Annotated in this window: 21 protein-coding genes and 1 tRNA gene; 4 read left to right on the top strand and 18 right to left on the bottom strand. The window is 59.4% G+C overall.

Going from position 1 to position 26,276, the window contains the following annotated elements:
• Positions 1 to 36: 36 nt before the first annotated feature.
• Positions 37 to 483 (bottom strand): Lrp/AsnC family transcriptional regulator, encoded by a 447-nt coding sequence (locus tag BFQ04_RS11505; protein WP_065950928.1) that lies wholly within the window; start codon positions 481 to 483, stop codon positions 37 to 39.
• Positions 484 to 751: 268 nt separating this feature from the next.
• Between BFQ04_RS11505 and BFQ04_RS11500 the strand changes: the two genes are divergently transcribed.
• The gene (locus BFQ04_RS11500; protein WP_065885492.1) at positions 752 to 1,000 is read left to right on the top strand and encodes a CsbD family protein; all 249 of its coding nucleotides are present in this window, start codon (positions 752 to 754) and stop codon (positions 998 to 1,000) included.
• A 138-nt stretch (positions 1,001 to 1,138) separates the two neighbouring features.
• Here the strand turns inward: BFQ04_RS11500 and BFQ04_RS11495 are convergent.
• The 5 genes from BFQ04_RS11495 to rpsU form a co-directional block, all read right to left on the bottom strand.
• Positions 1,139 to 1,215, bottom strand: a tRNA-Ile gene (locus BFQ04_RS11495).
• 17 nt (positions 1,216 to 1,232) lie between these two features.
• Entirely contained in the window at positions 1,233 to 4,604 is a 3,372-nt protein-coding gene (locus tag BFQ04_RS11490; RefSeq protein ID WP_065950927.1) for a bifunctional diguanylate cyclase/phosphodiesterase, read from the bottom strand.
• A gap of 135 nt (positions 4,605 to 4,739) precedes the next feature.
• Positions 4,740 to 6,590, bottom strand: a complete 1,851-nt coding sequence (gene rpoD / locus BFQ04_RS11485; protein ID WP_065950926.1) for an RNA polymerase sigma factor RpoD — start codon at positions 6,588 to 6,590, stop codon at positions 4,740 to 4,742.
• A 67-nt stretch (positions 6,591 to 6,657) separates the two neighbouring features.
• Complete coding sequence (gene dnaG / locus BFQ04_RS11480; protein ID WP_065885495.1) at positions 6,658 to 8,628, bottom strand: DNA primase; 1,971 nt, start codon at positions 8,626 to 8,628, stop codon at positions 6,658 to 6,660.
• A gap of 442 nt (positions 8,629 to 9,070) precedes the next feature.
• Entirely contained in the window at positions 9,071 to 9,286 is a 216-nt protein-coding gene (rpsU, locus tag BFQ04_RS28530) for a 30S ribosomal protein S21 (protein WP_002551877.1), read from the bottom strand.
• 202 nt (positions 9,287 to 9,488) lie between these two features.
• On the opposite strand from rpsU, the gene tsaD reads away from it, so the two are divergent.
• A complete protein-coding gene (gene tsaD, locus BFQ04_RS11470) occupies positions 9,489 to 10,514 on the top strand; it encodes a tRNA (adenosine(37)-N6)-threonylcarbamoyltransferase complex transferase subunit TsaD (protein ID WP_065885497.1) in 1,026 nt (341 codons plus the stop codon).
• Between the two features lie 19 nt (positions 10,515 to 10,533).
• On the opposite strand, the gene plsY is transcribed toward tsaD, so the two are convergent.
• A complete protein-coding gene (gene plsY, locus BFQ04_RS11465; RefSeq protein ID WP_065950924.1) occupies positions 10,534 to 11,103 on the bottom strand; it encodes a glycerol-3-phosphate 1-O-acyltransferase PlsY in 570 nt (189 codons plus the stop codon).
• A gap of 74 nt (positions 11,104 to 11,177) precedes the next feature.
• On the opposite strand from plsY, the gene folB reads away from it, so the two are divergent.
• Entirely contained in the window at positions 11,178 to 11,531 is a 354-nt protein-coding gene (gene folB, locus BFQ04_RS11460; RefSeq protein ID WP_065950923.1) for a dihydroneopterin aldolase, read from the top strand.
• On the top strand, positions 11,522 to 12,040 hold the full coding sequence (gene folK / locus BFQ04_RS11455; RefSeq protein ID WP_065950922.1) for a 2-amino-4-hydroxy-6-hydroxymethyldihydropteridine diphosphokinase: 519 nt from the start codon (positions 11,522 to 11,524) through the stop codon (positions 12,038 to 12,040). The genes folB and folK overlap by 10 nt, the downstream gene beginning before the upstream one ends.
• 71 nt (positions 12,041 to 12,111) lie before the next feature.
• Here the strand turns inward: folK and BFQ04_RS11450 are convergent, their stop codons facing one another.
• The 11 genes from BFQ04_RS11450 to BFQ04_RS11400 form a co-directional block, all read right to left on the bottom strand.
• Positions 12,112 to 13,344, bottom strand: coding sequence for a multifunctional CCA addition/repair protein (locus BFQ04_RS11450; protein WP_065950921.1), 1,233 nt, complete (start codon positions 13,342 to 13,344; stop codon positions 12,112 to 12,114).
• A gap of 63 nt (positions 13,345 to 13,407) precedes the next feature.
• A complete protein-coding gene (locus BFQ04_RS11445; protein ID WP_065885501.1) occupies positions 13,408 to 14,973 on the bottom strand; it encodes a SpoVR family protein in 1,566 nt (521 codons plus the stop codon).
• Entirely contained in the window at positions 14,970 to 16,241 is a 1,272-nt protein-coding gene (locus BFQ04_RS11440) for a YeaH/YhbH family protein (protein ID WP_065950920.1), read from the bottom strand. The genes BFQ04_RS11445 and BFQ04_RS11440 overlap by 4 nt, the downstream gene beginning before the upstream one ends.
• Positions 16,242 to 16,338: 97 nt before the next feature.
• Positions 16,339 to 18,261 (bottom strand): PrkA family serine protein kinase, encoded by a 1,923-nt coding sequence (locus BFQ04_RS11435; RefSeq protein WP_065885503.1) that lies wholly within the window; start codon positions 18,259 to 18,261, stop codon positions 16,339 to 16,341.
• Between the two features lie 285 nt (positions 18,262 to 18,546).
• A complete protein-coding gene (gene glpE, locus BFQ04_RS11430; RefSeq protein ID WP_065950919.1) occupies positions 18,547 to 18,876 on the bottom strand; it encodes a thiosulfate sulfurtransferase GlpE in 330 nt (109 codons plus the stop codon).
• A gap of 9 nt (positions 18,877 to 18,885) precedes the next feature.
• Complete coding sequence (locus tag BFQ04_RS11425; RefSeq protein ID WP_065950918.1) at positions 18,886 to 19,737, bottom strand: symmetrical bis(5'-nucleosyl)-tetraphosphatase; 852 nt, start codon at positions 19,735 to 19,737, stop codon at positions 18,886 to 18,888.
• On the bottom strand, positions 19,737 to 20,117 hold the full coding sequence (apaG, locus tag BFQ04_RS11420; RefSeq protein ID WP_065950917.1) for a Co2+/Mg2+ efflux protein ApaG: 381 nt from the start codon (positions 20,115 to 20,117) through the stop codon (positions 19,737 to 19,739). The genes BFQ04_RS11425 and apaG overlap by 1 nt, the downstream gene beginning before the upstream one ends.
• Positions 20,118 to 20,319: 202 nt before the next feature.
• The gene (rsmA, locus tag BFQ04_RS11415; RefSeq protein ID WP_065950916.1) at positions 20,320 to 21,138 is read right to left on the bottom strand and encodes a 16S rRNA (adenine(1518)-N(6)/adenine(1519)-N(6))-dimethyltransferase RsmA; all 819 of its coding nucleotides are present in this window, start codon (positions 21,136 to 21,138) and stop codon (positions 20,320 to 20,322) included.
• Positions 21,135 to 22,124, bottom strand: coding sequence for a 4-hydroxythreonine-4-phosphate dehydrogenase PdxA (gene pdxA, locus BFQ04_RS11410; protein ID WP_065950915.1), 990 nt, complete (start codon positions 22,122 to 22,124; stop codon positions 21,135 to 21,137). The genes rsmA and pdxA overlap by 4 nt, the downstream gene beginning before the upstream one ends.
• Positions 22,121 to 23,455, bottom strand: a complete 1,335-nt coding sequence (locus BFQ04_RS11405) for a peptidylprolyl isomerase (RefSeq protein ID WP_083217966.1) — start codon at positions 23,453 to 23,455, stop codon at positions 22,121 to 22,123. Before BFQ04_RS11405 ends, pdxA begins: the two co-directional genes overlap by 4 nt.
• Positions 23,436 to 26,213, bottom strand: coding sequence for an LPS-assembly protein LptD (locus tag BFQ04_RS11400; RefSeq protein ID WP_065950913.1), 2,778 nt, complete (start codon positions 26,211 to 26,213; stop codon positions 23,436 to 23,438). Before BFQ04_RS11400 ends, BFQ04_RS11405 begins: the two co-directional genes overlap by 20 nt.
• Between the last annotated feature and the right edge of the window lie 63 nt (positions 26,214 to 26,276).

Below are 26,276 nucleotides of genomic sequence, written 5' to 3'. Positions count from 1 at the left end.
TTGCACTCATTTTAGTCATTGTGACGAGATATTTGGTCAGACAGGCTGACCGCGGTCCAATTTGTTACTGAGAATGATCGAAGTCGTGGTTTTCTCCACCCCGTCGACACTGCCGATCTGATCGAGCAATTGATCCAGCTGCTCCGGCGACTCAGTGCGCAGCCAGGCCACATAATCAAACTCGCCGCTCACCGCGCACAACTGCTGCACCTGGGCCATTGCACTCAACCTGCGCAGCACTTCCTTGCCCGAGCGCGGCTGTACGGTAATCCCGACGTAAGCCTGCAAACCGCCATCCGCCAAGCGCTGGCCCAGGCGCACGCCATAACCGGTAATCACCTGTGTTTTCTCCAGGCGGGCCAGGCGCGACGTCACCGTGGTGCGCGCGATGCCGAGCTGCCGGGCAAGCATGGCCACGCTTTCGCGGGCGTTGAGCTGCAACGCGGCGATCAGTTGGCGGTCGATTTCGTCCAGGGTGGGCAAGAGAAGAGCTCCAGTGCAGGGGGGGGGGCAGTGGGCATGCATGGTACAGGCTTGGTTCGGCTTACAGAACCGCTATGCCAGACACACGAAAGCCGCGCAATGCTCGGCTTTTTTGGGCTCAAGTGCCACTTGCCAACTGTGGTTTGGTATCTCTGGCGCTTTATCTACTTTGAACTTATCCCAAACCCCATCTCCCTAAAGATTTGCAGATAACCCTGGCCCAGGCAGACCCTGGGTTTCCCACTTACACGCAAAGGTTTGGTGAGTTATGAAGAGTGAACAAGTCGAAGGCGTTACAGAGAAGCTTGCTGGAAAGGCACAGAGCGCGGTAGGTAAATTGTTTGGTGATTCGAAGCTGGAAGCCGAAGGTGCAGGACGCCAAGCTGCCGGGCAACTGACTCAAACTTATGGTGATGCGCTGGACAGCGTGTCGACGTTCGTTAAGGAAAAACCGGTTGCGGCCATCGCGATTGGTGCAGTGGCTCTGTTAGTGCTGGACCGTTTGCTGCGCCGTTGAGGCGAAGGGAAACCTTCAACAATGAGTAAAATTCAACCGTGTGGGCGGTTTGTGGACGGAAGAGATTTTCTGGCGACTTTCAGTCAGGTTTCTTTTACCGCAAAAACGCGAAAGCCGCGCAATGCGCGGCTTTGGAGTTGGTGGGCCCACACGGACTTGAACCGTGGACCAAAGGATTATGAGTCCTCTGCTCTGACCAACTGAGCTATAGGCCCTTGTAACTGGACGCGGATTATAGCGACGGTTTCCTCGCTGTGCCATCCGTAAAATCCCTCATCCGTGTACGAAGGAAGGTTTCGGCAAATAGCTCCGGTGGCAGGGGCAGGCTGACGATGTAGCCTTGCATCTGTTCACAGCCTTCTGCAGCCAGGAATGCTTGCTGTGCGGGGTTCTCCACGCCTTCGGCGATGATGGTGAATTGCATGCTGTGGCCGAGGGCGATGATGGCGCGCACGATGGCGGCGTCGTGAGGGTCGTCGGGCAGGCCGCGGACGAAGGATTGGTCAATCTTGAGGAAGTCCAGCGGCAGGCGCTTGAGGTAGCTCAGGGAAGAGTAGCCGGTGCCGAAATCGTCGATCGCCAGTTGTACGCCCAGTCCTTTGAGCTGGTGCAGCACCGCCAGGGCTTCTTCCGCCTGGCTCATGATGAAGTTTTCGGTGATCTCCAGCTGCAGGCAGCCGGGCTCCAGGCGATAGTCGCGCAGCAGTTGTTCGATGCGCGACAACAGATTGGGATGACGCAGCTGCGCGCCGGCGAGGTTGACCGACAGCGGCCCGAAGTCCTCGAAAGCGCCTTGCCAGGCATGCAGTTGCCGACAGGCCTGTTCCAGTACCCAGTCGCCAATTTGCAAAATAGTGCCGTTCTCTTCGGCCAGGGCGATGAAGTGTTCGGGCGGGACGTCGCCGAAGGTGGGGTGGTGCCAGCGAATCAAGGCTTCGGCGCCGATCAGTTGATGGGTGATCAGGCTGCGTTTGGGTTGGTAATACAGGCTCAATTCCTCACGTTCGATGGCGCGGCGCAGTTCATGCTCCAGCGCCACGCGTTCATTGGCCTGGGCCGTCAGGTCGCGGGTGTAGCTTTCAACGCGGTTGCGGCCCTTGGCTTTGGAACGATACATCGCAGCGTCGGCGTTTTTGACCAGGGTGGCAACATCGGTGCCGTCCTGTGGGTACAGGCTGGTGCCGATACTCGCGCTGATAAAGAATTCGTGTTCGCCGGCCTGGAAGGGCGGTGTGAAGCAATCGAGCAGTTTATTCGCCAGGTATTGCGCGTCGCTGGCCTGTTGCAGGCCGGGCAGCAGGATAATGAATTCATCGCCGCCCAGGCGGGCGACGGTGTCGATATCGCGCAGTTGTTCCTTGAGGCGTACGGCGATGTCTTTGAGCAGCAGGTCACCGACCGGGTGGCCGAGGCTGTCATTGATGTGTTTGAAGCGGTCCAGGTCGAGAAACAACACGGCGCCCTGATTGCCGCTTTCCTGCTGACCATTGAGGGCGGCTTGCAGGCGGCTTTCAAACAGCGTGCGGTTGGGCAGGCCGGTCAATGGGTCGTGATGGGCCTGATAGTCGAGGCGCGCCTGGGCGAGCTTGAGGCTGGAGATGTCGGCAAATACCGCAACGAAGTGCGTGACCACCTGGTCGCGATTGCGCACGGCGCTGATGGTGAGCCAACTTGGATAGAGCTCACCGTTCTTGCGGCGGTTGGAAATCTCGCCCTGCCAGTGTCCCTGGGTCGTCAACTGGTGCCACATCGCGGCATAGAAGGCGCTGTCGTGCAGGCCGGAGGCGAGCAGGCGAGGGGTGTGGCCAAGCGCTTCGGCTTCGCTGTAGCCAGTGATTTCACTGAACGCGCGATTGACGGCACTGATGTTCTGCCGCGTGTCGGTGATCAATACGCCTTCGGCGGTGCTCTCGAACACGGTAGCCGCCTGTTGCAGTTTTTCCTGCATTTGCTGGCGTTCGGTGATGTCGCGGGCGATGACCAGCATGCAGTCTTCTTCGCCGATGGGCAGCGGACGGCTGGACAGTTCGCAGAGGCGAATCCGACCATCGACGTGGCGAATATGGCAGATGAAGTCGCGCACAAAACCGTCGCGCTGCATCAATTCCAGCATGTGCTTGCGTTCATTGAGGTCGACCCATATGGCAAGGTCCAAGGCCGACTGATCAAGCGGCATAGCGCTGGTGTAGCCGGTCAGGTGGCTGAAGCCTTCGTTCACGTCTATCAGCAGACCATCGCTTTGACGGCTCAGCAACAAGGCATCGGGGGAGGCATGAAAAGCCTTGGCAAATTTCTGCTCGGACAGCAGCAGTGCCTCTTCCGTACGTTTGGCCTCGCTGATGTCGATCATCAGGCCGCGCAGCACCGGTTCCGGGCCGTATTTGATCAGGCTGACAATGTCGCGTACCCACAGGCAGCGTCCGTCGGCGGTGATGACACGGTAGTCGATGCTGTGATCACGGTTGGCGCGAGTTTCACGCAAGCAATAGGTTTCGGCGCGCGCCAGGTCGGCGGGGTGAATGATGTTGCGCCAGAAGCCGGGGATCAGCCAGTGGGCGCGGGGGTAGCCAAGCAATTGCTCGGCATGGGGCGACACGTAGCTGTAGGTGAAATCGCTGATGCTGGCTTCCCAGGCGATGGCGGACAGGCTCTCCACCAGGCCGCGATAGTGGTACTCGCTGCTGCGCAGTTGCTGCTCAAGGGCCACTCGGCGGGAAATCTCCGAGCTGAGCCGGCGATTGATTCGAATGACTATGACCAACACGGTACTCAGCAGCAACACCGCAGGCAGGCCGTACAGCAACAGATCTGCCCAGAATGTGCGGTGATCGCTGACGCTGCCCACCCAGTGCTGCTGGATCGCATCGGTCTCGGTTGGGCTGAGATCGGCGAGGACTTTGTCCAGGATACCCACCAGTATTTTTTCATCCCGTGGTACGCCCATTGCCAACTGATAGCGGTAGGGCGTTTCGCCGCTGACGTACAAACCATCGAGTTTCAGTTGGCGCAGGCTCCAGACGCTGGACGCCAGGTCACTGACTACCGCATCCACTTCATCGGTGGCCAGGGCCTGCAGCGCGGAACTGGCGTTAGGCATTGCGACGAGGTTGAGGTCCGGGTGATGGGTGCGCAGTAATTCATGGGGCGCATAGTTTTCCACTACCGCGATTTTCAGTCTGTACAAGTCCTTGAGGTTGCGTGGTTTGGCGCCACCTTCATGGGCCAGTATCACGATGGGGAAGTCGAGATAGGGGCGCGTAAAGGCCAGGAAATTCTGGCGTTCCGGGGTGGACATGATGCCGGGTAGCAGGTCGAGCTGATTGTTGCGTGCCTGCTCGAGCACAGCGGTCCAATTTGCCGGCTCGATCAGCTTGACCCTGACGCCCAGGCGATCCTGGATCAGGCGCACATAATCGGCGGCCAGGCCTTGATATCGGCCATTTTCGTCGCGGTATTCAAAGGGTGGCCAGGACGCATCCACCCCAATGCGCAGCTCCTGATGGTCCGTCAGCCAGCTACGCTCATCATCAGTGAGAGTCAACGCGCCAGCCGTTGCGGTCCAGGTCAGCAGCGACAGCAGTATCACGGTCGGCAATCTGGGCATAACGGTCTCGTTATGGCACGGGGAATGTCTCGAGTGTAGACGGGCATTGCGAAGGCGGGGTGATGCGGGGCAGTTAATCTGTGGAAAGAAATGGCTGGAAAGCAAAACCCCCGGCCTGGGCCGGGGGTTCTGTTATCACTCGTCGAGGAAGGAGCGTAGATGCTCGCTTCGCGTCGGGTGGCGCAACTTGCGCAGCGCCTTGGCTTCGATCTGACGGATCCGCTCACGGGTCACGTCAAACTGCTTACCGACTTCCTCGAGGGTGTGGTCGGTATTCATGTCGATGCCGAAACGCATGCGCAGTACCTTGGCTTCACGGGCAGTGAGGCCGGAGAGTACGTCGCGAGTCGCTTCCTTGAGGCTCTCAACAGTGGCGACATCGATGGGCGACTGCATGGTCGAGTCTTCGATGAAGTCACCCAGATGGGAGTCTTCGTCATCACCAATCGGCGTTTCCATGGAGATCGGCTCTTTAGCGATCTTCAATACCTTGCGGATTTTATCCTCAGGCATTTCCATGCGTTCGCCCAGCTCTTCCGGGGTCGGTTCGCGACCCATTTCCTGCAACATCTGCCGGGAAATACGGTTGAGCTTGTTGATGGTCTCGATCATGTGCACCGGAATACGGATGGTGCGGGCCTGGTCGGCGATCGAACGAGTGATCGCCTGACGGATCCACCAGGTGGCATAAGTCGAGAACTTGTAGCCGCGACGGTATTCGAACTTGTCCACCGCCTTCATCAGGCCGATGTTGCCTTCCTGGATCAGGTCGAGGAATTGCAAGCCACGGTTGGTGTACTTCTTGGCGATGGAGATCACCAGACGCAAGTTGGCTTCAACCATCTCTTTCTTCGCGCGGCGGGCCTTGGCCTCACCGATCGACATGCGACGGTTGATGTCCTTGATCTCGGCGATCGTCAGGCCTGTTTCAGCCTCCAGTGCGCTCAGTTTCTGCTGGCAACGGATGATGTCCGGCTGCAGGCGACCAATGGCTTCGGCGTATTTCGCCTTGCCTTTGGCCAGGGCGTCACTCCAGGTTTCGTCAACTTCGTTGCCCGGGAACTGGCGCAGGAAGTCGGTACGCGGCATGCGCGCATCACGGACACAGAGCTGCATGATGGCACGCTCTTGTGCACGCAGACGCTCAAGGGCGCTACGAACCCGTTCAACCAGGCCTTCGAATTGCTTGGGCACCAGCTTGATCGGCATGAACAGCTCAGCCAGGGCCAGCAGCTCGGCAATCGCCTGCTTGTTGCCACGACCATGCTTTTTCAGCGCCTTGCGGGTGATTTCCATTTGATCGGAAACCGCACCGAAACGCTGGGCAGCGATGACCGGGTCTGGACCGCTTTCGACTTCTTCTTCGTCGTCGGTGCTGGCTTCAGCCTCGTCGTCGTCGGTGTCGTCGTCCGCTTTCGGCGCTTTCGGATCTACCGGCGGCGGTACTTCGGCGGCAGGTGGCGCAATGCCGTCGTCCGGGTCGATATAACCGCTCAGAACGTCGGACAGGCGGCCACCTTCGGTGGTGACGCGAGTGTACTCGGAGAGAATGTGGTCAACCGTGCCAGGGAAGTGCGCGATTGCGCCCATCACTTCACGGATGCCCTCTTCGATACGCTTGGCGATTTCGATTTCGCCTTCACGTGTCAGCAACTCGACGGTACCCATTTCACGCATATACATGCGCACAGGGTCAGTCGTGCGACCGATGTCGGTCTCCACCGCGGCCAACGCGGCAGCGGCTTCTTCAGCGGCTGCCTCGTCGGTATCGGCGTCGGCCAACATAAGGGCGTCCGCATCCGGAGCACTCTCGTGTACGGGGATCCCCATGTCATTAATCATGCGGATGATGTCTTCCACCTGCTCAGGATCTGAAATATCCTCAGGCAGGTGGTCGTTGACCTCTGCGTAAGTCAGATACTTCTGCTCACGACCAAGGGTGATCAACTCTTTGATACGAGACTGCTGTTGCGCTTTTCCGGACATAACACCCTATCCACTGAAGGTCTTGGCGGGCAAAAAACAAGCCGAGGATTATACCCGAGCTATGACCTCACACGCCAGCTGAGGTCGGGTTTGATGTGCAAACGTTCTGTTTTAAAAGGTCGCGCATCTGTTTTGCTATCTGAATTTGCTCTTCAGCCGACAATCCCGGCTGTCTTGCTCTCTTAATGAGCTCATCGAGGGTCTGTGTGTGCTGACCCGCGGATAACCTATTAATGGTGTCTAAAAACTGTTGTTCAAGGTTATCGCCGTCAATTAGCCACTCCTTTTCCGCAAGTGCCTTCAACAAACGGCCCTGTTCCGTGCCATGCCAGCGAGCCATCAGCTGGATTGAGTTTAGCTTAGGATTTTTCTGCACGGCCTCGATCAAGGCGATAAGCACTTGGGCGTAGGTGTTGCTCGCGTTGGCGAAATGGTCGGCGCTTTCAACCTTGCCCGCCAATTGCGGGTGATGGATGAGCGTGCGCAAGGCAATCAGCGTCGGCGCTTCCACAGCAACCGGAGTGCGCGGGGCGTGAGCCTCATCGCGGTCGCCGCGTTTGCCATTCTTGCTCCAGGGCTTCTTGTCCCATTTCTTGCCGCCGGCACCGGGCTTTTTCGGCGTCCATTCCTGCTGGGGCGCATACGCCTCCTGCGGTTGGTGGAAGTCGGAATAGTCCGGCATGGCGTCGTAATCCATGCCAGGGTCGTAGGCCGGTGGAGCATCTTGCGGTGCGTTATGCACCAGCTGGCTGACGGCTTCACCGCTCAAGCCGGTGATTTCCAGCAAGCGCATGCGCATCAGTGATTTCAGGTTGGCGCCCGGGACTTTATCGATCAACGGCGCTGCGAGGGTGGCCATATGGGCCTTGCCTTCAAGCGAGCGCGGGTCGGCTTCTTCGGTCAGTTGCTGGAAGAAATAGTCCGCCAGCGGCTGTGCGTGTTGATTGATGCGGGCGCGGAACGCGTCGGTGCCTTCGGAGCGCACCAGGGTGTCCGGGTCTTCGCCTTCGGGCAGGAACAGAAAGCGTGCGCGGCGTCCATCCTGCAGGCTCGACAGCGTGGCCTCGAGTGCGCGCCAGGCGGCGTTGCGGCCGGCCTGGTCGCCGTCGAAGCAGAACAGCACGCTGGGCACCACGCGAAACAGGCGTTTCATGTGTTCTTCGCTGGTGGCGGTACCGAGCGTCGCCACTGCATTGCGCAGGCCTTGCTGGGCCAGGGCGATCACGTCCATATAGCCTTCAACCACGATGATTTCATCGAGGTTGCGGTTGTTCTTGCGTGCCTCAAACAGTCCGTAGAGTTCCTGGCCCTTATGGAAAACCGGGGTTTCCGGAGAGTTCAGGTACTTGGGCTTATCGTCCCCCAGCACGCGGCCACCGAACGCGATGATGCGGCCGCGGCTGTCGCGAATCGGAAACATCACGCGGTCACGGAAGCGGTCATAGCGCTTGCCGGTCTCGGCGTTTTCCACCAGCAGGCCGGCATCAATCATGGCTTTTTGCTGGAGCGTATCGCTGCTCAGGTGCTTGTACAGATTGTCCCAGCCGGGTGGTGCAAAGCCGAGGCCGAAGTCCCGGGCGATTTCACCGGTGAGGCCGCGGCCCTTGAGGTAATCGACGGCGGCCTTGCGCTGCGGATGGCTTTTAAGTGCCTGTCGATAGAAGTCGGCAGCGGCGGTCAGCAGTGGATACAGCGGCGAGTCAGTGGGCTGTCGCGGTTTGTGCGCGCGGCCACTTTCTTCGCGGGGGATCTCCATGCCGGCGGCTTTTGCCAGGTCCTCGACGGCCTGGGGGAAATCCAGGTTGTCGTGGTCCATCAGGAAGCCGAGGGCGTTGCCGCCTGCACCGCAACCGAAGCAGTAATAGAACTGCTTGTCCGGGCTTACGCTGAACGACGGGGTTTTTTCTTTATGGAACGGGCAGCAGGCGGTGTAGTTCTTGCCGGCTTTTTTCAGTTGCACGCGTGAGCTGACCACATCGACGATGTCGGTGCGGTTCAGGAGGTCGTCAATAAAGCTCTGGGGAATCAGCCCGGCCATGGCGTTCTCGTCATCACTGCGTGTAAATGAGGGCCCGTGAAATGTTCAAGCGCACGTTGGGTGCCTGATCATTATCGTCTGCATGGGATGTCAGAGAGTGTATCTGTCGAACATTCGCTGACGTTAGTCTCTATCAGTGTTCGACGAATAAAAGTTGCCCGTGAGTCCGGTCTTGACCTGCGGGCGGTCTCGGAAGCTCAACAATGGGCACAGTCGACACAGTATGATCGCCTGCTTGAAGAATTAGGTGTGCTCGTCAGTAGCCTTGTTAGGCTCGTCAGAAGAGACGTGCACCGCTGGCAAAAGAGCCAGTCCTGACGTTTGAAGCGGTGTCTCGGTCGCGTGTGCGGCGTCGACGATGAAGCATCAAGCGATATCCGCAAATGCCAACAGCCCGGCTGAGGGCCGGGCTTGGCAGAAGCTTGCTACGAACGTCTGTGTATTAGTACAGACGAACGGCGCGGCGCTGCTCGCGCTGAACTTTCTTGGCGTGACGCTTAACAGCGGCTGCTGCTTTACGCTTACGCTCAGAAGTTGGCTTCTCATAAAATTCGCGGCTACGAACTTCAGCCAGAACACCGGCTTTTTCGCAGGAGCGCTTGAAACGACGCAGAGCTACGTCGAAGGGTTCGTTCTCTTTTACTTTGACGGCTGGCATCCAGAGCTACCTTCTTTCATTACCGGGATCAACGTTCTCGTCGCAAAAAATTCGCGGCTGAGGTCGTCGGTTTTTAAGGGTTGCGGATGTTAACCCCTCATTGGCAGGAATGCAAAGCCTCTGATCGAAAACCGCTAGTCGGGAGGGGGAGTGGCGACTATTATGCGCGCCTTCGAATTCAGCCTCTACAAGGCGCAAACCCATGCTAGTACTGGGACTTGAAACCTCCTGCGACGAAACCGGTGTCGCACTTTACGACAGTGAACGCGGGCTTCTGGCCGATGCACTGTTCAGTCAGATCGACCTGCATCGCGCCTATGGCGGCGTGGTACCGGAGCTTGCCAGCCGCGATCACGTCAAACGCATGCTGCCATTGATCCGCCAGGTGTTGGACGAGGCCGGCTGCGTGCCGACCGAGATCGATGCAATTGCCTATACCGCAGGCCCCGGATTGGTCGGAGCCCTGCTGGTTGGGGCTTCCTGTGCCCAGGCGCTGGCATTTGCCTGGGGCATTCCGGCCCTCGGTGTGCACCACATGGAAGGTCATTTACTGGCTCCGATGCTGGAAAAAACACCGCCAGCGTTCCCGTTCGTCGCTTTGTTGGTTTCGGGGGGCCATACGCAGCTGGTTCAGGTCGACGGCATCGGTCAATACACGTTGTTGGGCGAGTCGCTGGACGACGCCGCGGGCGAAGCATTCGACAAGACCGCGAAGATGATGGGGCTCAATTATCCCGGCGGACCGGAAATCGCCCGCCTCGCCGAAAAAGGCGTGGCCGGTCGTTACACCTTCCCGCGGCCGATGTGTGATCGCCCTGGTTTGATGTTCAGCTTCAGCGGCTTGAAAACCTCGGCGTTGAATACCTGGCAGCAGAGCGTCAGCGCCGGGGACGACGGCGAGCAAGCCCGTTGCGACATCGCGCTGGCGTTCCAGCAAGCCGTGGTAGAGACTTTAACCATCAAGTGCAAGCGTGCCCTGAAGCAGGCTGGCATGAAGCGGCTGGTGATTGCCGGCGGCGTCAGCGCCAACAAGGCCTTGCGCAGTTCGTTGGAGAAGATGCTCGGGGAGATGAAGGGCGATGTGTTCTACGCGCGCCCTGAGTTTTGCACCGACAATGGCGCGATGATCGCCTACGCCGGCTGTCAACGCCTGCAGGCCGGGCAACATGAAAGCCTGGCGATCAGCGTGCAGGCCCGTTGGCCGATGGAGCAGTTGTCGCCGTTGTAGGGGTTAACGTGGACCCTATTTAAAAATGCCGTTCGCGCCCGGCAAACAGGTCGCGTAGATTGCCGCGGTGGCGCCAGACGATCAGTACTGTCAGCACGCTCATCGGCAGCAGCGCCGCCGGTTCCTGCCAGGCCAGCAAGGGCAGGGTGAGCGGTGTGGCGATCAGTGCCGCCAGTGAGCTGGTACGGGTCAGGTAGAACGTCAGCAGCCAGGCAAGCACCGCCAGTAAGGCTGCCGGAGGGTAGATCCCCAGCAGCATGCCGGCCGCCGTGGCGACACCTTTGCCGCCGCGAAAGCGGAAGTACAGGGGGAACAGGTGGCCGAGGACGGCGCAGATGCCCACCCAGGCCTGCTGTTGCAGGGTAAGGCCCGCAAGGCTGGCGATCAGTACGGGCAGCAGGCCCTTGCAGAGGTCGCCCAGCAGCGTCAGCACGGCAAGTTTCTTGCCGGCCAGGCGCAACATATTGGTGGCGCCGGCATTGCCTGAGCCACTCATTCGCGGATCGGGATTTCCCGTCAGGCGGCTGAGCAAAATGGCAAAGGACAGCGAGCCGAGCAGGTAGGCGAGAATCGCCAGTGACCAAAACATGCTAACTATTCCGGGCGAGGACGCCCTGATTCTAACGGGGCATCGCGCCCTTGTCGTGCTGCGGAGAAGAGTGCTTGGACAGAGTGTTTATCGAAGGCCTGGAAGTCGACACCGTGATCGGCGCCTACGACTGGGAGCGCGGTATCCGTCAATGCCTGCGCCTGGACCTGAGCTTTGCCTGGGACAACCGTCCGGCCGCCGCTAGTGACGACCTGAGCCTGGCGCTGGATTATGCCAGCGTGTCCGCGCGCATCCAGGCCTTTGCCGAGCAGTCCCAGTACCAACTGGTGGAAACCTTCGCCGAGCGCCTGGCCCAGGTGCTGATGAGTGAATTCCAGATTCCCTGGCTGCACCTCAAATTGACCAAGCCAGGCGCCGTCCCGGCCGCCAAGGGCGTGGGCGTGGAGATCGAGCGCGGATGTCGCTGACTCAGGTTTACCTTGGCCTTGGCAGTAATATCGAGCGCGAGCTCAATTTACGTGCGGGCCTTGATGCGCTGGCGAGCTTCTTGACGGACATGCGCTGTTCGTCGGTGTTCGAAAGCCAGCCGGTGGGTATCAAGAGCGGGCCCTTCTTCAATCTGGTGGTATCGGGCTGTACCGACCTGCCGTTGATGGAGCTGGACCGCCGGTTGAAATCCATCGAGGCCGACAATGGTCGTTATGCACCCGATCGTAAAGGCTTGCCGTTGGATATCGACGTGCTGCTGTATGGCGATCTGGTGGGGAATTTCGATGGATTGATCCTGCCGCGGGCAGAAATCCTGAAAAACGCTTTTGTGCTGTGGCCGCTGTCGATGATGGCGCCGGATCGTGTTCACCCTGAGGCGGGCAAGAGCATGGCCGAGCTGTGGCGCGATGCGCAGATTGACCAGGTGCTGGCGCCTGTCGGGTTTGAATGGCAGGGCGAGCAACTCACGCCGCCAGCTCTTTTGTAGGAGCGAGCTTGCTCGCGAAAAACCTGGGGGCGCTGCGTTATCGGTGACGTTCTTCGCGAGCCAGCTCGCTCCTACAGGGGCTTGTGTTGCTCCTTGTAGGCTTTGAGTGCGTCAAGCCGTTCGCGCTTGAGCGCCTCGCCCAGCTCAGGGCCTTTGAAGCCTTTGTCCAGCAACGGTGCTACCTGCACCTCGCGCGCAACCTTCGCCGCACCACGCAGATAATCGGCCTGTGGATAAGTGCGCTGTTCAAAGCCCTTGCGACCCCGCGCATCCATCTCGCAGGCGACCACAAACTCCTCAAAGCGTTGCGGACGACGGTAGACGTCAAAACTCTGCAGCAACTCCAGTAGCGTCGAGGCCTTCAGCTCCAGGGCTCGATGGCCGTGGGTGTGATATTGGCCCACCAGCAGCGCCAGTTCCTGGCAATCCCGTGGCACTTTGAAGCGTTCATTGACGGTCTTGATCAGCTTCAAGCCCCGGTGTTCATGGGCAATATGCTGCGGCAACTTATCCACAGGTGTAAGGCCTTTGCCCAGGTCGTGCAACAGGCAGGCCCAGCGTACGGTCAACGGTTGCTTGTACAAGGCCGCCTGCTCCAGCACGCTTAACGTGTGCAGGCCCGTGTCTATCTCGGGATGATGGGCTTCGGGTTGCGGCACGCCGAACAGCGCATCCACCTCCGGCATCAAGGTTTTCAGCGCATTGCAGTCGCGTAGCACTTGGATAAACACCTGAGGTTGATCTTCCATCAATGCCCGGGAAATTTCTTTCCAGCTGCGCTCCGGGGTCAGCGCATCCAGTTCGCCGGATTCGCTGAGCTGACGCATCAGCGCAAGCGTTGGCGCAGCCACAGTGAATCCCAGGTGCGCATAACGCGCGGCGAAGCGCGCAACGCGCAGGACTCGCAACGGATCTTCGGCGAAAGCGGGCGATACGTGACGTAAAGTCCGCGCGTCCAAATCGCGTTGGCCGTGGTAGGGGTCGGTCAGATTGCCGTCATCGTCTTCCGCCATGGCATTGATGGTCAGGTCGCGACGAATCAGGTCTTCTTCCAGCGTGACCTCGGGGCTGGCGTGAAACACGAAGCCGCCGTAACCCCTGCCACTTTTCCGTTCGGTGCGGGCCAGGGCGTATTCATCGCCGTTTTTCGGGTCCAGGAACACGGGGAAGTCAGCGCCGACCGGCTTGAAGCCTTTGGCCAGCATCTCTTCGGTGGTGGCGCCGACGACGACGCGGTCGATGTCGGTGACCTTGATGCCCAGCAGGCGATCACGCACCGCGCCGCCGACTTTGTAGATTTTCATGAAAAAGCCTCCATTAGCGGCACAGGATACCGCCTGTGCCTGGCCAATGGAGGCTTTACCGTTTCAGAGATGCACGACGGCCAGGTCCAGGCGGCCGTAGTCGTTGTCGTTGTGATCGCTGCGCGGTGGGACATGATGGGTTTTCATCACCTGGTCGCCCTGCAGGGTTTCCAGGTGGATATCGAAGCCCCATAGCCGGTGCAGATGCTTGAGCACTTCCTCGGTGGATTCGCCCAGGGGTTTACGGTCGTGCTGCTGGTGACGCAAGGTCAGCGAGCGATCCCCCCGCACGTCGATGCTGTAGATCTGCACGTTGGGCTCGCGATTGCCCAGGTTGTACTGCGCCGCCAGGGTCTCGCGGATAGTCCGATAGCCAGGCTCGTCATGGATTGCCGGGACTACCAGGTCCTCCTTGAGGTCGTCGTCCATGATGCTGAACAGCTTCAGATCGCGAATGACCTGGGGGGACAGGTACTGCAGGATGAAGCTCTCGTCCTTGAAACTGCTCATGGCGAACTTGATGGTGGAGAGCCAGTCACTGCCGGCGATTTCCGGGAACCAGCGACGGTCCTCCTCGGTGGGGTGCTCGCACATGCGCCGGATGTCGCGGTACATCGCAAAGCCCAGTGCGTAAGGGTTGATGCCGTTGTAATACGGGCTATCGAACCCGGGCTGGAACACCACGCTGGTGTGGGACGTGAGGAACTCCATCATGAATCCGTCGGTGACCAGGCCTTCGTCGTACAGGTCGTTCATCAGCGTGTAATGCCAGAACGTCGCCCAGCCCTCGTTCATCACCTGAGTCTGGCGCTGTGGATAAAAGTACTGGGCGATCTTGCGCACGATGCGCACGATTTCCCGCTGCCATGGTTCCAGCAACGGGGCGTGTTTTTCCAGAAAATACAGGATGTTTTCCTGAGGTTCGGCGGGGAAGCGTGCATTGTCCTTGTCGCTGTTTTTGCCGGCACGCTTTGGAATGGTGCGCCACAGATCGTTGATCTGCTTCTGCAGGTGTTCCTCACGCTCCTGCTGGCGCAGACGTTCTTCTTCTGCCGAAATCGGATAGGGGCGTTTGTAACGGTCGACGCCGTAGTTCATCAGGGCGTGGCAGGAGTCGAGCAAGTCCTCTACCGCGTCGATGCCGTGGCGCTCCTCGCATTGCATGATGTACTGCTTGGCGAACACCAGGTAATCGATGATCGAACTGGCATCGGTCCAGGTGCGGAACAGGTAGTTGCCCTTGAAAAAGCTGTTATGCCCGTAGCACGCGTGGGCCACCACCAGCGCCTGCATGCAGATGGTGTTTTCTTCCATCAGGTAGGCGATGCACGGGTCGGAGTTGATCACGATCTCGTAGGCCAGGCCCATCTGGCCGCGAGTGTAGGACTTTTCGGTGCTGAGAAAGTGTTTGCCATAGGACCAATGGTGATATCCCAGCGGCATGCCGACGGAGGCGTAGGCATCCATCATCTGTTCGGCGGTAATCACTTCGATCTGGTTGGGGTAGGTGTCCAGCGCGTAACCCGCCGCGATGCGGCTGATTTCCCGGTCATAGGCCTGGATCAGTTCAAAGGTCCACTCGGACCCAGTGGAGATAGGTTGGCGCTTATGCTCTTTTTTGGCGGTCATGTCACTAACCTGCGCTGGAAGAGTTCACGGAAGACCGGGTAGATATCGCCGGCCGAGACCAATTGCTGCTGGGCGAACGTGTCGGCAAAGGCTTCACCGATGCGCTCGTATTCGAACCACAGCGCCTGGTGCTCACGGGGGGTAATTTCGACGTAGGTGTAGTACTGCACGAAAGGCATGATCTGGTTGATCAGGATATCCCGGCAGATCGGCGAATCGTCGTTCCAGTTGTCACCGTCGGACGCTTGGGCCGCATAGATGTTCCACTCATTGGCCGGGTAGCGTTCGGCCATGATTTCCTGCATCAGTTTCAGTGCGCTGGAGACGATAGTGCCGCCGGTTTCGCGCGAGTAGAAGAATTCCTCTTCGTCCACTTCCCGGGCGCTGGTGTGATGGCGGATGAACACCACGTCGATCTTGTCGTAGTTTCGTTTCAGGAACAGGTACAGCAGGATAAAGAAACGCTTGGCGATGTCCTTGGTGGCCTGGGTCATGGAACCGGACACGTCCATCAGGCAGAACATCACGGCCTTGGAGCTGGGGTTGGGGTGCTTGACCAGCAGGTTGTATTTCAAATCGAAGGTATCAAGAAACGGCACACGGTGAATGCGTGCACTGAGTTTTTCGATTTCGGCCTCTATTTCCTGGATATCACCGAAGTTATCCGGTTCTTCACGCTTCAAGCGCGCCAACTCTTCCTTGGCATGCTTGAGTTTTGCACGGCTGCTGCCTGACAGGGCGATACGTCGGGCGTGGGCTGAGCGCAGGGTGCGGATGATGTTGATACGGGACGGGTTGCCCTCGTTGCTGATACCGGCACGTACGGTTTTGAAGGTGTCGGTACCGGTCAGGTTGCGTTTGACCAGGTTGGGCAGCTCCAGGTCCTCGAACATGAATTCCAGGAACTCCTCCTGGGTGATCTGGAACACGAACTCGTCCATGCCTTCGCCGGAATTACCGGCCTTGCCCGCGCCCTTGCCTCCACCGCCTCCTTGAGGGCGTGCAATGTGTTCACCCGTGGTGAATTCCTTGTTGCCGGGATGCACAACCGTCTGCTTGCCGCCCCGGCCGTGGTGCAGCACAGGTTCGTCGATGTCGCGTCCGGGAATGCTGATTTGTTCGCCATGCTCCATGTCGGTGATGGAGCGCCGGCTGACGGCCTCTTCAACCGCTTTTTTGATGTGGTCACGGTAACGCCGCAGGAAACGCTGGCGGTTTACCGTGCTCTTGTTCTTGCCATTGAGGCGTCGGTCGATCACATAGCTCATGGGCCCCTCCGGGGAGCTTCAAGTTGTAAGCTGCAAGCGACAAGTAAAAGCGGATCGGCTTTTACTTGCAGCTTGTAGCTAAAAGCTTGCAGCTACTTCATTGCGATTTCCGGACCCGTAGGTACCATTCCGAAAGAAGGCGTACCTGTTTGTCGGTGTAGCCGCGCTCGACCATCCGTGTGACAAAGTCGTTGTGTTTTTGCTGGTCCTCTTTGCTCGCCTTGGCGTTGAAGCTGATAACCGGCAGTAGATCCTCGGTGTTGGAGAACATTTTCTTCTCGATCACCACCCGCAGTTTCTCGTAGCTGAGCCAGGTTGGGTTCTTGCCGTTATTGTTGGCGCGGGCGCGTAGCACGAAGTTGACGATTTCGTTGCGGAAATCCTTCGGATTGCTGATGCCGGCAGGTTTTTCGATCTTCTCCAGCTCTTCGTTGAGCGCCACGCGGTTGAGGATCTCGCCGGTTTCGGGATCGCGGTATTCCTGGTCCTGAATCCAGAAGTCGGCGTACAGCACGTAGCGGTCGAAGATGTTCTGGCCGTATTCGCTGTAGGACTCCAGGTAGGCGGTCTGGATTTCCTTGCCGATGAATTCGATATAGCGCGGCGCCAGGTATTCCTTGAGGAAGCGCAGATAGCGCTCGCGGGTTTCGGCCTGGAACTGTTCCTGCTCGATCTGCTGCTCCAGCACGTAGAGCAGGTGCACCGGGTTGGCGGCGATCTCGTGGGGGTCAAAGTTGAAGACTTTGGAGAGGATCTTGAACGCGAAGCGCGTCGACAGCCCGTTCATGCCTTCATCGACGCCCGCCGTGTCACGGTATTCCTGGATCGATTTGGCCTTGGGGTCGGTGTCCTTGAGGTTTTCACCATCGTACACGCGCATTTTCGAGTAGATATTCGAGTTCTCCGGCTCCTTGAGGCGCGACAGCACGGTGAACTGGGCGAGCATCTTCAGGGTGTCGGGTGCGCAATGGGCCTTGGCCAGTGAGCTGTTGAACAGCAATTTGTCGTAGATCTTGATTTCATCGCTGACCCGCAGGCAGTACGGCACCTTGACGATGTAGATACGGTCGATGAAGGCTTCGTTGTTCTTGTTGTTGCGGAAGGTGTGCCATTCCGATTCGTTGGAGTGCGCCAGCAGGATGCCGGTGAACGGAATCGCGCCCAGGCCTTCGGTACTGTTGTAGTTACCTTCCTGGGTGGCCGTGAGCAGCGGGTGCAGCACCTTGATCGGCGCCTTGAACATCTCCACGAACTCCATCAGGCCCTGGTTGGCCCGGCACAGCGCGCCCGAGTAGCTGTAGGCGTCGGCGTCGTTCTGCGGGAATTCTTCGAGTTTGCGGATATCGACCTTGCCCACCAGCGCCGATATGTCCTGGTTGTTCTCGTCGCCCGGCTCGGTCTTGGCGACGCCGATCTGGTTGAGGATCGACGGATAAAGTTTGACCACGCGGAACTGGCTGATATCGCCGCCGAACTCGGACAGACGTTTGGTGGCCCAGGGCGACATGATGGTATTGAGGTAGCGCCGTGGGATGCCGAAGTCTTCTTCGAGGATCGCACCGTCTTCGGTGGCGTTGAACAGGCCCAGGGGCGACTCGAACACCGGTGAGCCCTTGATCGCGTAGAAGGGCACTTTTTCGATCAGCTGTTTGAGTTTTTCAGCCAGGGACGACTTGCCGCCGCCAACGGGGCCGAGCAGGTAGAGAATCTGTTTCTTCTCTTCCAGACCCTGGGCGGCATGGCGGAAGTAGGAGACGATCTGGTCGATGCATTCTTCCATGCCATGGAAGTCTTCAAAGGCCGGGTAGCGCCGGATCACCTTGTTGGAGAATATTCGCGACAGGCGCGAATTGTTCGAGGTGTCCACCAACTGCGGCTCGCCAATCGCCAGTAGCAGGCGTTCGGCGGCAGATGCATAGGTGCTGCGGTCCCGTTTGCACAGCTCGAGATACTCTTGAAGCGTGAGTTCTTCCTGCTGCGTGGACTCGAAACGTTGTTGGAAGTGGCTAAAGATACTCATGACGTCGTCACCTCGCTCGATACGTGGAGCCGACGCCGGATCAATCAGTCGATGCTGGCAGCCATTGGTGTTCCCCAATGGCTGTTTTCCCCCCAGAACACCCTGAAACGTTACCGATGACCCGCGCGCCGGTGTACCGGCTCTCCCCTGATTTGGATGGCCTGCGCTTAAGGATAGTTCGGAATCGGGGAGGTCAAGGCGCGATACGTAATTAGTTTGGCTGCGCCGTTCGTCAGAAGCGGCGCAAGCCCAAGCGTCACGCGGGGTAGCGGGGTGTGAAAAAAATTATTGCGAATCGCCTGAAGAAATTTCCGCAGGATAGGTCGCACGCCACAGCTCAAAGCCGCCATCCAGGCTATAAACGTCGGAGAAGCCTTGGCTGATCAGATAGGCTGCGGCGCTTTGGCTGGAGTTGCCGTGATAGCACGCCACGATCACTGGCGCGTCGAGGTCGGCGGCGCGGATAAAGTCCGCGATGTTGACGTTGTCCAGATGCTGGGCGCCGGCAATGTGGGCTGCGGCGTAAGTCGGCTGGTCACGGATATCGACAACCACGGCGCCTTGCTCGCGCAAGGCCTGGGCTTGTTCGGGAGGGATACGTTTGAATTCGCTCATGGCGGGCTCCTAGGGCTTGGCGGCGGTCGTCTGTAGGGTGGGTGCAGGGGATTCACACTGGCAACTGATACGCTCGCCGGTGTCGATGTTCATCAGGGTCATGGCGCCGCCCCACACGCAGCCGGTGTCGAGGGCGAACACGCCGGGTTCTTCACATTTGCCTTCAAGTGCGGCCCAGTGACCGAAGATGATCTTGGTGTCTCGGGTCTTGCGTTCCTTGTGGGCGAACCAGGGCCCGTAGCCGGGCAGGGCGGTGTCGGCGCCTTCCTTGCTCTTGAGGTCCAGTTTGCCCAGCGCCGTGCAGAAACGCATGCGCGTGAAATAATTGGTGATCACTCTCAGGCGGGCGACGCCGGTGAGCGCGTTGTCCCACTTCACTGGCTCGTTGCCATACATGCCGTCGAGATAGGCGGTGTACAGGTTGTCATCGGCCAGGGCGCTTTCGACTTCGGCGGCGCACTTGAGGGCTTTCTTCAAGGTCCATTGCGGTGGGATGCCGGCGTGGACCAAGGCGATGTTGCGGGCCTCGTCGTAGTGCATGAGCTTTTGTCGGCGCAACCATTCGAGCAACTGCGCCCGGTCCGGTGCTTCGAGGATTTCGCGCAGGGTGTCGCCTTTTTTCAGGCGCTCGATGTTCTGGCCGGCCGCGAGCAGGTGCAGGTCATGGTTGCCCAGCACGCAGACCAGCGAATCGCGCAGGTTATAGAGGTAGCGCAGGGTTTCCAGCGACTGCGGGCCACGATTGACCAGATCGCCGACCAGCCACAGGCGATCGTTCGCGGGGTTGAAGGCAACCCGTTCAAGCAGGCACTTGAGGGGCTCCAGGCACCCTTGCAGGTCACCGACCGCGTATGTCGCCATCAGTGCAGGGCTCCGGGCACCGCGAGGCGGAAGGGCTTGATGGTGGCGTCGAACAAATGGCCGTCGGTGGCTTTCATCTGATACGAGCCCTGCATGGTGCCAACCTTGGAGGTCATCACCGTGCCGCTGCTGTAGGTATGGCTGGCGCCGATGTCGATCACCGGTTGCTGGCCGACAACGCCCGCGCCGCGTACTTCTTCAACCTGACCATCACCGTCGGTGATCACCCAGTGGCGTGACAGCAACTTGGCCGGCACCAGCCCGTTGTTTTTCACCGTGATGGTGTAGGCAAAGGCAAAGCGGTTGAGTTCAGGTTGCGATTGGTCCGCCAGGAAGCGGGTGACGACGCTGACGTCGATCTGGTAGCGAGGATCGGACATGCAAGAGGCCTTAAAAGCAAAAGCGGAGGACAGCAGATGCGGATCAGTCTAGGCCAAGAGCAGGGCACTAGGCCAGACATGCTATCGGGTATGACGCGGTTCACAGGTGGGAGGGGGCTTGCTCCCGATAGCGGTGTACCAGTCGCTGAATATATTGACTGGTCTACCGCAATCGGGGGCAAGCCCCCTCCCACATGTGTGCTTACACCTGGTCTGCTACTGGCGCAGGCTGGATAGCCAACTGGTCGGCCAGGCGCACGAATGCGGCCAGGTCCAGTTGCTCGGGACGCAGGCTGCCATCGACGCCGGCAGCTTCGATCTCGGCATTGCTCAACAGCGCCTTGAGCGTGTTGCGCAGGGTCTTGCGGCGTTGGTTGAACGCTTCGCGCACGACGCGCTCCAGCAGTTTGTGGTCCTTGGCCGGGTGCGGCAGTACCGCATGCGGCACCAGGCGCACGATGGCCGAGTCGACCTTCGGCGGCGGGTTGAACGCACCCGGGCCGACGTTGAACAGGTGTTCGACGCGGCAGTGGTACTGAACCATGATCGACAGGCGGCCCCAATCGCCACCCCCTGGGCCTGCGGCCAGGCGTTCCACCACTTCTTTTTGCAGCATGAAGTGCATGTCGCGGATGATCCCGGCGTTGTTCAGCAGGTGGAATATCAGCGGGGTGGAGATGTTGTACGGCAGGTTACCGACAACGCGCAGGCTGTTGGGCGCGGCGTTGAGGGTGTTGAAGTCGAACTTCAGCGCATCGCCCTGATGCAGGTTGAAGTTGGGCTTGTCGGCAAATTGCTGATTGAGGATCGGGATCAGGTCCTTGTCCAGCTCCACCACATCCAGTTGACCGCCACTGGCCAGCAGGCCTTGGGTCAGTGCGCCCTGGCCCGGGCCGATTTCCAGCAGGCGGTCTTCTGGCTTGGCATGGATGGAGCGCAGGATGCGGTCGATCACGCCAGCGTCGTGCAGGAAGTTTTGCCCGAAGCGCTTGCGCGCCCGGTGTTGGTAATGCTCGGTCATATACGGGTCTCGGCCATCTGATAGGCGGTTTCCAGGGCCACGTGCAGGCTGCCGGTATCGATCTTGCCGCTGCCTGCCAGGTCCAGGGCAGTGCCATGGTCGACGGAGGTGCGGATGATCGGCAGGCCCAGTGTCACGTTGACTGCGGCGCCGAAGCCTTTGTATTTCAGCACGGGCAGCCCCTGGTCATGGTACATCGCCAGCACTGCGTCGCAGTGCTCCAGATATTTGGGGGTAAACAGAGTGTCTGCAGGCAATGGGCCGCGCAGGTCCATGCCTTCTTGGCGCAGGCGCTCTAATGTCGGTTCAATGATGTCGATTTCTTCATGGCCCAAATGGCCGCCTTCACCGGCGTGGGGGTTGAGCCCACAGACCAGGATGCGCGGTTGGGCAATGCCGAATTTTTGTTGCAGGTCGGCGTGCAAGATGCGCGTGACGCGTTCGATGCGCTCGGCGGTGATGGCGTCGGCGATATCGCGCAGCGGCAGATGGGTGGTAACCAGCGCGACGCGAAGGCCACGGGTGGCCAGCATCATCACGACTTGTTCGGTCTGGGTGAGTTCGGCAAGGAATTCGGTATGGCCGGAGAAGGCGATGCCGGATTCATTGATCACGCCTTTATGGACGGGCGCGGTGATCATGCCGGCGAAGTCGCCGTCGATGCAGCCTTGCCCGGCACGGGTCAGGGTTTCCAGGACAAAGGCGGCATTGGCCTTGTCCAGTTGTCCGGCGACGACCCTGGCGTGCAAAGGGGTGTCCCACACGTACAGGCTGCCCGCTGGCGCCGGCAGGTCGGGCCAATTGTCCGGTGCGACGCTCAGCAGGTTGACGGCCACACCCAGTTGCGCGGCCCGCTCAAGGAGCAGGTCGCGGCTGGTAATGGCAATCAGGGGATGTGGCTGGGGTTGCGAGGCGAGCAGCAGGCACAGGTCTGGACCAATGCCGGCCGGCTCGCCGGGTGTTACCGCGAAACGCTGGGGTTTCACTGGGCTGCCTGGTCGGTGCCTGTTTGCTCGGCGCCTGGCAGCTTGTTTTCTACGTAGGCTTCGTCACGGATCTGACGCAACCAGGTTTGCAGCTCTTCGTCGTACTTGCGGTTGCGCAGTACGGTCAGGGCTTGCTGTTCGCGGGCCTGGTTGGTGTTGTCGGTGGCGCGACGGCCAAGGACTTCCAGTACATGCCAGCCGTATTGGGTCTTGAACGGCTTGGACAGCACGCCTTGCGGCGTATCGGCCATCACTTGCTGGAACTCGGGCACCAGGGCTTTCGGGTCGATCCAGTTCAGGTCGCCGCCGTTGAGGGCCGAGCCTGGGTCTTCCGAGAAACTCTTGGCCAGGGTGGCGAAGTCTTCACCGCTTTCGATGCGGTCATAGATCTTCTGGGCCAGCTCCTTGGTTTGTGCCTCGGTGCGGATTTCGCTCGGTTTGACCAGGATGTGACGAACGTGTACTTCGTCTTTCAGCGAGGTCTCGCCGCCGCGCTTGCCGAGCAGCTTGAGGATGATAAAACCGCCTGGGGTACGCGCCGGTTGGGTGATGTCACCCACGTTCATGGCACTCAGCTCACGGTCGAACGGCGGTGGCAGTTGCGCGGCTTTACGCCAGCCCATGTCACCACCGTCGAGCGCGTTGTCGCTGCCGGACTGGGCAATCGCCATCTGCGCGAAATCAGCGCCCGCCTTGAGGCGGTCGTAGATCGCCTGGGTTTTGGCCGCAGCGGCATTGAGCTGCTCGGCGTTGGCACTGTCTGGCGTCGGGATCAGGATATTGGCCAGGTGCAGCTCTTCGGAGAGTTGCATCTTGCCCAGGTCCGAGGCCAGGAAGTTCTTCACTTCCTGCTCCGACACCTGAACCCGCTCCGCTACGCGGCGTTGGCGTACGCGGCTGATGATCATTTCCCGCTTGATCTGGTCACGCGCGTCCTCATAGGACAGGCCATCGTGCGCCAGGGCTGCGCGGAACTGATCGATGCTCATGTTGTTACGTTGAGCGATGGTACCGACGGCCTGGTTCAGCTCTTCGTCCGAAATACGGATGCCGGAGCGTTCGCCGATCTGCAGTTGCAGGTTTTCGACGATCAGGCGTTCCAGCACCTGGGGTTCCAGGACGCTGGTCGGCGGTACCCCACCGCCACGCTTGGCGATGGTTTGCTGAACTTCCTTGACCCGTTGGTCCAGCTGGCTCTGCATGATCACGTCGTTATCGACGATGGCTGCGACTTTATCCAGCTGTTGCACCGCGGCATGCGCCGAGGCGGCACCCAGGAACAGCGCGCCCAGCACTAGCGGGCGCAAACACTCAGAAAGCTTTGTCTTCACGTTCACGATAACCTTCAATGCCTTTGTCGAGGAAGCTCTCTACCTTGGCGCCGGTCAGGCCGCCGAGTCCTTTAAGGACGATCTGGAAGAAGAGCCCGTGGTCACCCTTTTCGTTAAGGGGGGCGATCTGGGTATATTCGTCGTTGGAAACCCAATAACGGTTGATCACACGCAGTTTCCAGCAGCAGTTGTCGTACTCGAAACCACCAAAGGCTTCCAGGGTACGGTTGCGTGCATAGTCATACTGCCAGCGGGTGATCAGGTTCCACTGTGGAATGATCGGCCACATCATCGAGAAGTCGTGTTGCTGGATTTTGTAGTAATCCTTCACGTAGTTCTCTTCGCCTGGCCTGCCGTAGTCGCCACCGAACTGCCATTTGTTGGTCAGCTGGTTATAGACGACCTGGTCGTTGCGATAGCGATAACCGAGGTTGATAACCTTGTTCGGGTCGTTCTCCGGCTGGTAGTGGAACATCGCGCTGCCGGACCGTGGAGAGTGGCTCTCGGGATCCCAGTTGTAGTCGGCTGTGGCGCGCCAGTCGCGGTTGAAGTGGAATTCGTATTCCAGCGCGATCGGCGATACGTCGGTACGCGCGTCATCACGATCGGCGGCCAATACGCCTGGCAGTTGAACCTCACGGTCCTTGAAGTACACGGCCTGACCTACCGAAACACGTTGGCGCTCAAAACCGTTATCTTCGATCCAGCGGCTGGTTACGCCCAGGGACAGCTTGTTCTCGTCACCGATCCGGTCGGAACCGCTGAAGCGGTTGTCGCGGAACAATGAGGAATAGCTGAACGAGTATTCGCTAGTATCAAACACCGGAATATCGCTCTGGTCCTTGTTTGGTACGTAGAGGTAGTAGGCTCGCGGTTCGAGGGTCTGGTTGAAGTCCTTGCCGAACAAATTGGTTCTGCGGTCGAAGTACAGGCCGCTGTCTACGCTGGCAACAGGTATTGCGCGGTCCTGGGAGCTCTTGAAAGTTTGACCGGCAAGGGCCATTTGGCTCTTGCCTGTACCATCCAGGTCAAGATCGTACTTGGTGTAGACGTACTTGAGCTTCGGCGTGATAAAGCCGTAGGTCCAGTTCATCGGGTATTCGACGGCTGGCGCGACGTTCAGACGAGTACCGTTGGCGCGGGTAAGACCCAGTACGTTGCTATCCAGGCGAGGTGAAACCAAGCCGTTTTCGTCGGTGAACGTACCGCTCTGCAAGTCACGATCAAAGCGTACGGCTTCGGTTTCATAACTGAAGTTCAAGCCGCCCGGATGAAACGGCAGTTGGCCGTTCAGCGTGAGCTGCGGCAACCGGTCATACGGCGTGATCTGAGAGATTGTGGACAGTTGGTACGCTTGGACATTCAAGCGAGCCTGATAAGAGTCGCCGCGATACGTCAGGGAACCCTGCTGGTTCAGGAAGTCCTGGTTCTCTACACCTTCCTCGAACGACTTCAGATCCTGGAAGTAATAAGGGTCGCTGATCTTGGTGTAGTCCACCTGGGACGTCAGGCGCGAATCCAACCCGCCCCTGTGCTGCCAGTTGAGCATGTAGCGGGTTTTTTCGTAATCGGTCTGGTTCTTGCGCTCGTCGTTATCGTCGTTCAGGTACGCTCCGCCGAACTGGCCTTCGCTGGACTTGGTGAGGTAGCGGAATTCGCCTTCCATCAACAGGCCGCGCTTGGTCATGTATTGCGGGTACAACGTGGCGTCGTAGTTCGGTGCCAGGTTGAAGTAGTACGGCGTCACGAGGGTAAAGCCAGTTTCACTGCCGGTGCTGAAGCTCGGCGGCAGGAAGCCTGATTGACGGCGGTCGTCAATCGGGAAGTAGATGTAAGGGGTGTACAGGATCGGGATGTTCTTGACCCGCAACGTCGCGTTGGTGGCGGTACCGAAACCGGTGGCCGGGTTCAACGTGATGTTGTTGCCCTTGAGCTGCCAGGCGTTGCTGTCCGGCTCGCAGGTGGTGTACGTACCGTCCTTGAGACGGATGATCGCATTCTCGGCACGCTTGGCGTACAGCGCGTTACCGCGGATACGCGACTTGTGCATCACGTACTCGGCGTTGTCGATCTGGGCCGCGCCGGTATCGAGCTGGACCTGGGCACGGTCGCCCACGATCAGCGCGCCGTTGTCACGCAGGCGCACGTTGCCGTTCAGCTCGCCACGGTTCTCGGCCTGGTACAGGCTGGCTTCGTCGGACTCCAGCTGCATGCTGCCCTGGCGCATGACGACGTCACCGGCCAGTGTGGCAACCTGCTGTTCCTGCTCGTAACGAGAGGCCTTGGCACCGATGAAAGTCGGCGCATCGCTCTTGTTCGTCTTGTCGTTCATGCCAGGACGCGTCGGCTCGATGTAGGAGCCGCCGCAGTAAGGGCCGGTTTCGGCCAGCTGTGCTGCGGTCAGTTTCTCGCGAGGCACCCAGTCCAGGTGGCTGTAGTCTTTGCTGCGCGAACGCAGCCCACGGCCCTTGGCTTCGGTGACCAGCATGGTCTTGGGCTCGGCGTCGACGCTGCCGCCAGCTTCGCCCTGCGGCGTGCTGTTGGCCGAGCTGACGGCAGAACCGTCATGCACCGGGCGCGGTGGCAATGGGGCGGCGGCCGTCTTCGGCGCGCAATCCCAGGCACCCGAAGCAGAGACTGAGCAGTCATACTGTTCCGCGGCGACCACGAATGAGGTGGCGAAAGGTTGCAAGGCCAGCAGACTGCCGGTTACCAGCAACGGAAATTTTCTACGAAACGCGGGGGATTTCAATGCCATCTTATTAGTCCGGGCTTCCTGCGTGCCATCTGCCCGCGGTTTGGGCCGCACGCCTCTCGATGG

It is taken from the genome of Pseudomonas sp. 37 R 15 (genome assembly GCF_900004865.1).
GTDB lineage: Bacteria > Pseudomonadota > Gammaproteobacteria > Pseudomonadales > Pseudomonadaceae > Aquipseudomonas > Aquipseudomonas fluorescens_AM.
Note: the sequence above shows the minus strand (reverse complement) of the source record. Positions and strands in the feature narration are given on the sequence as shown.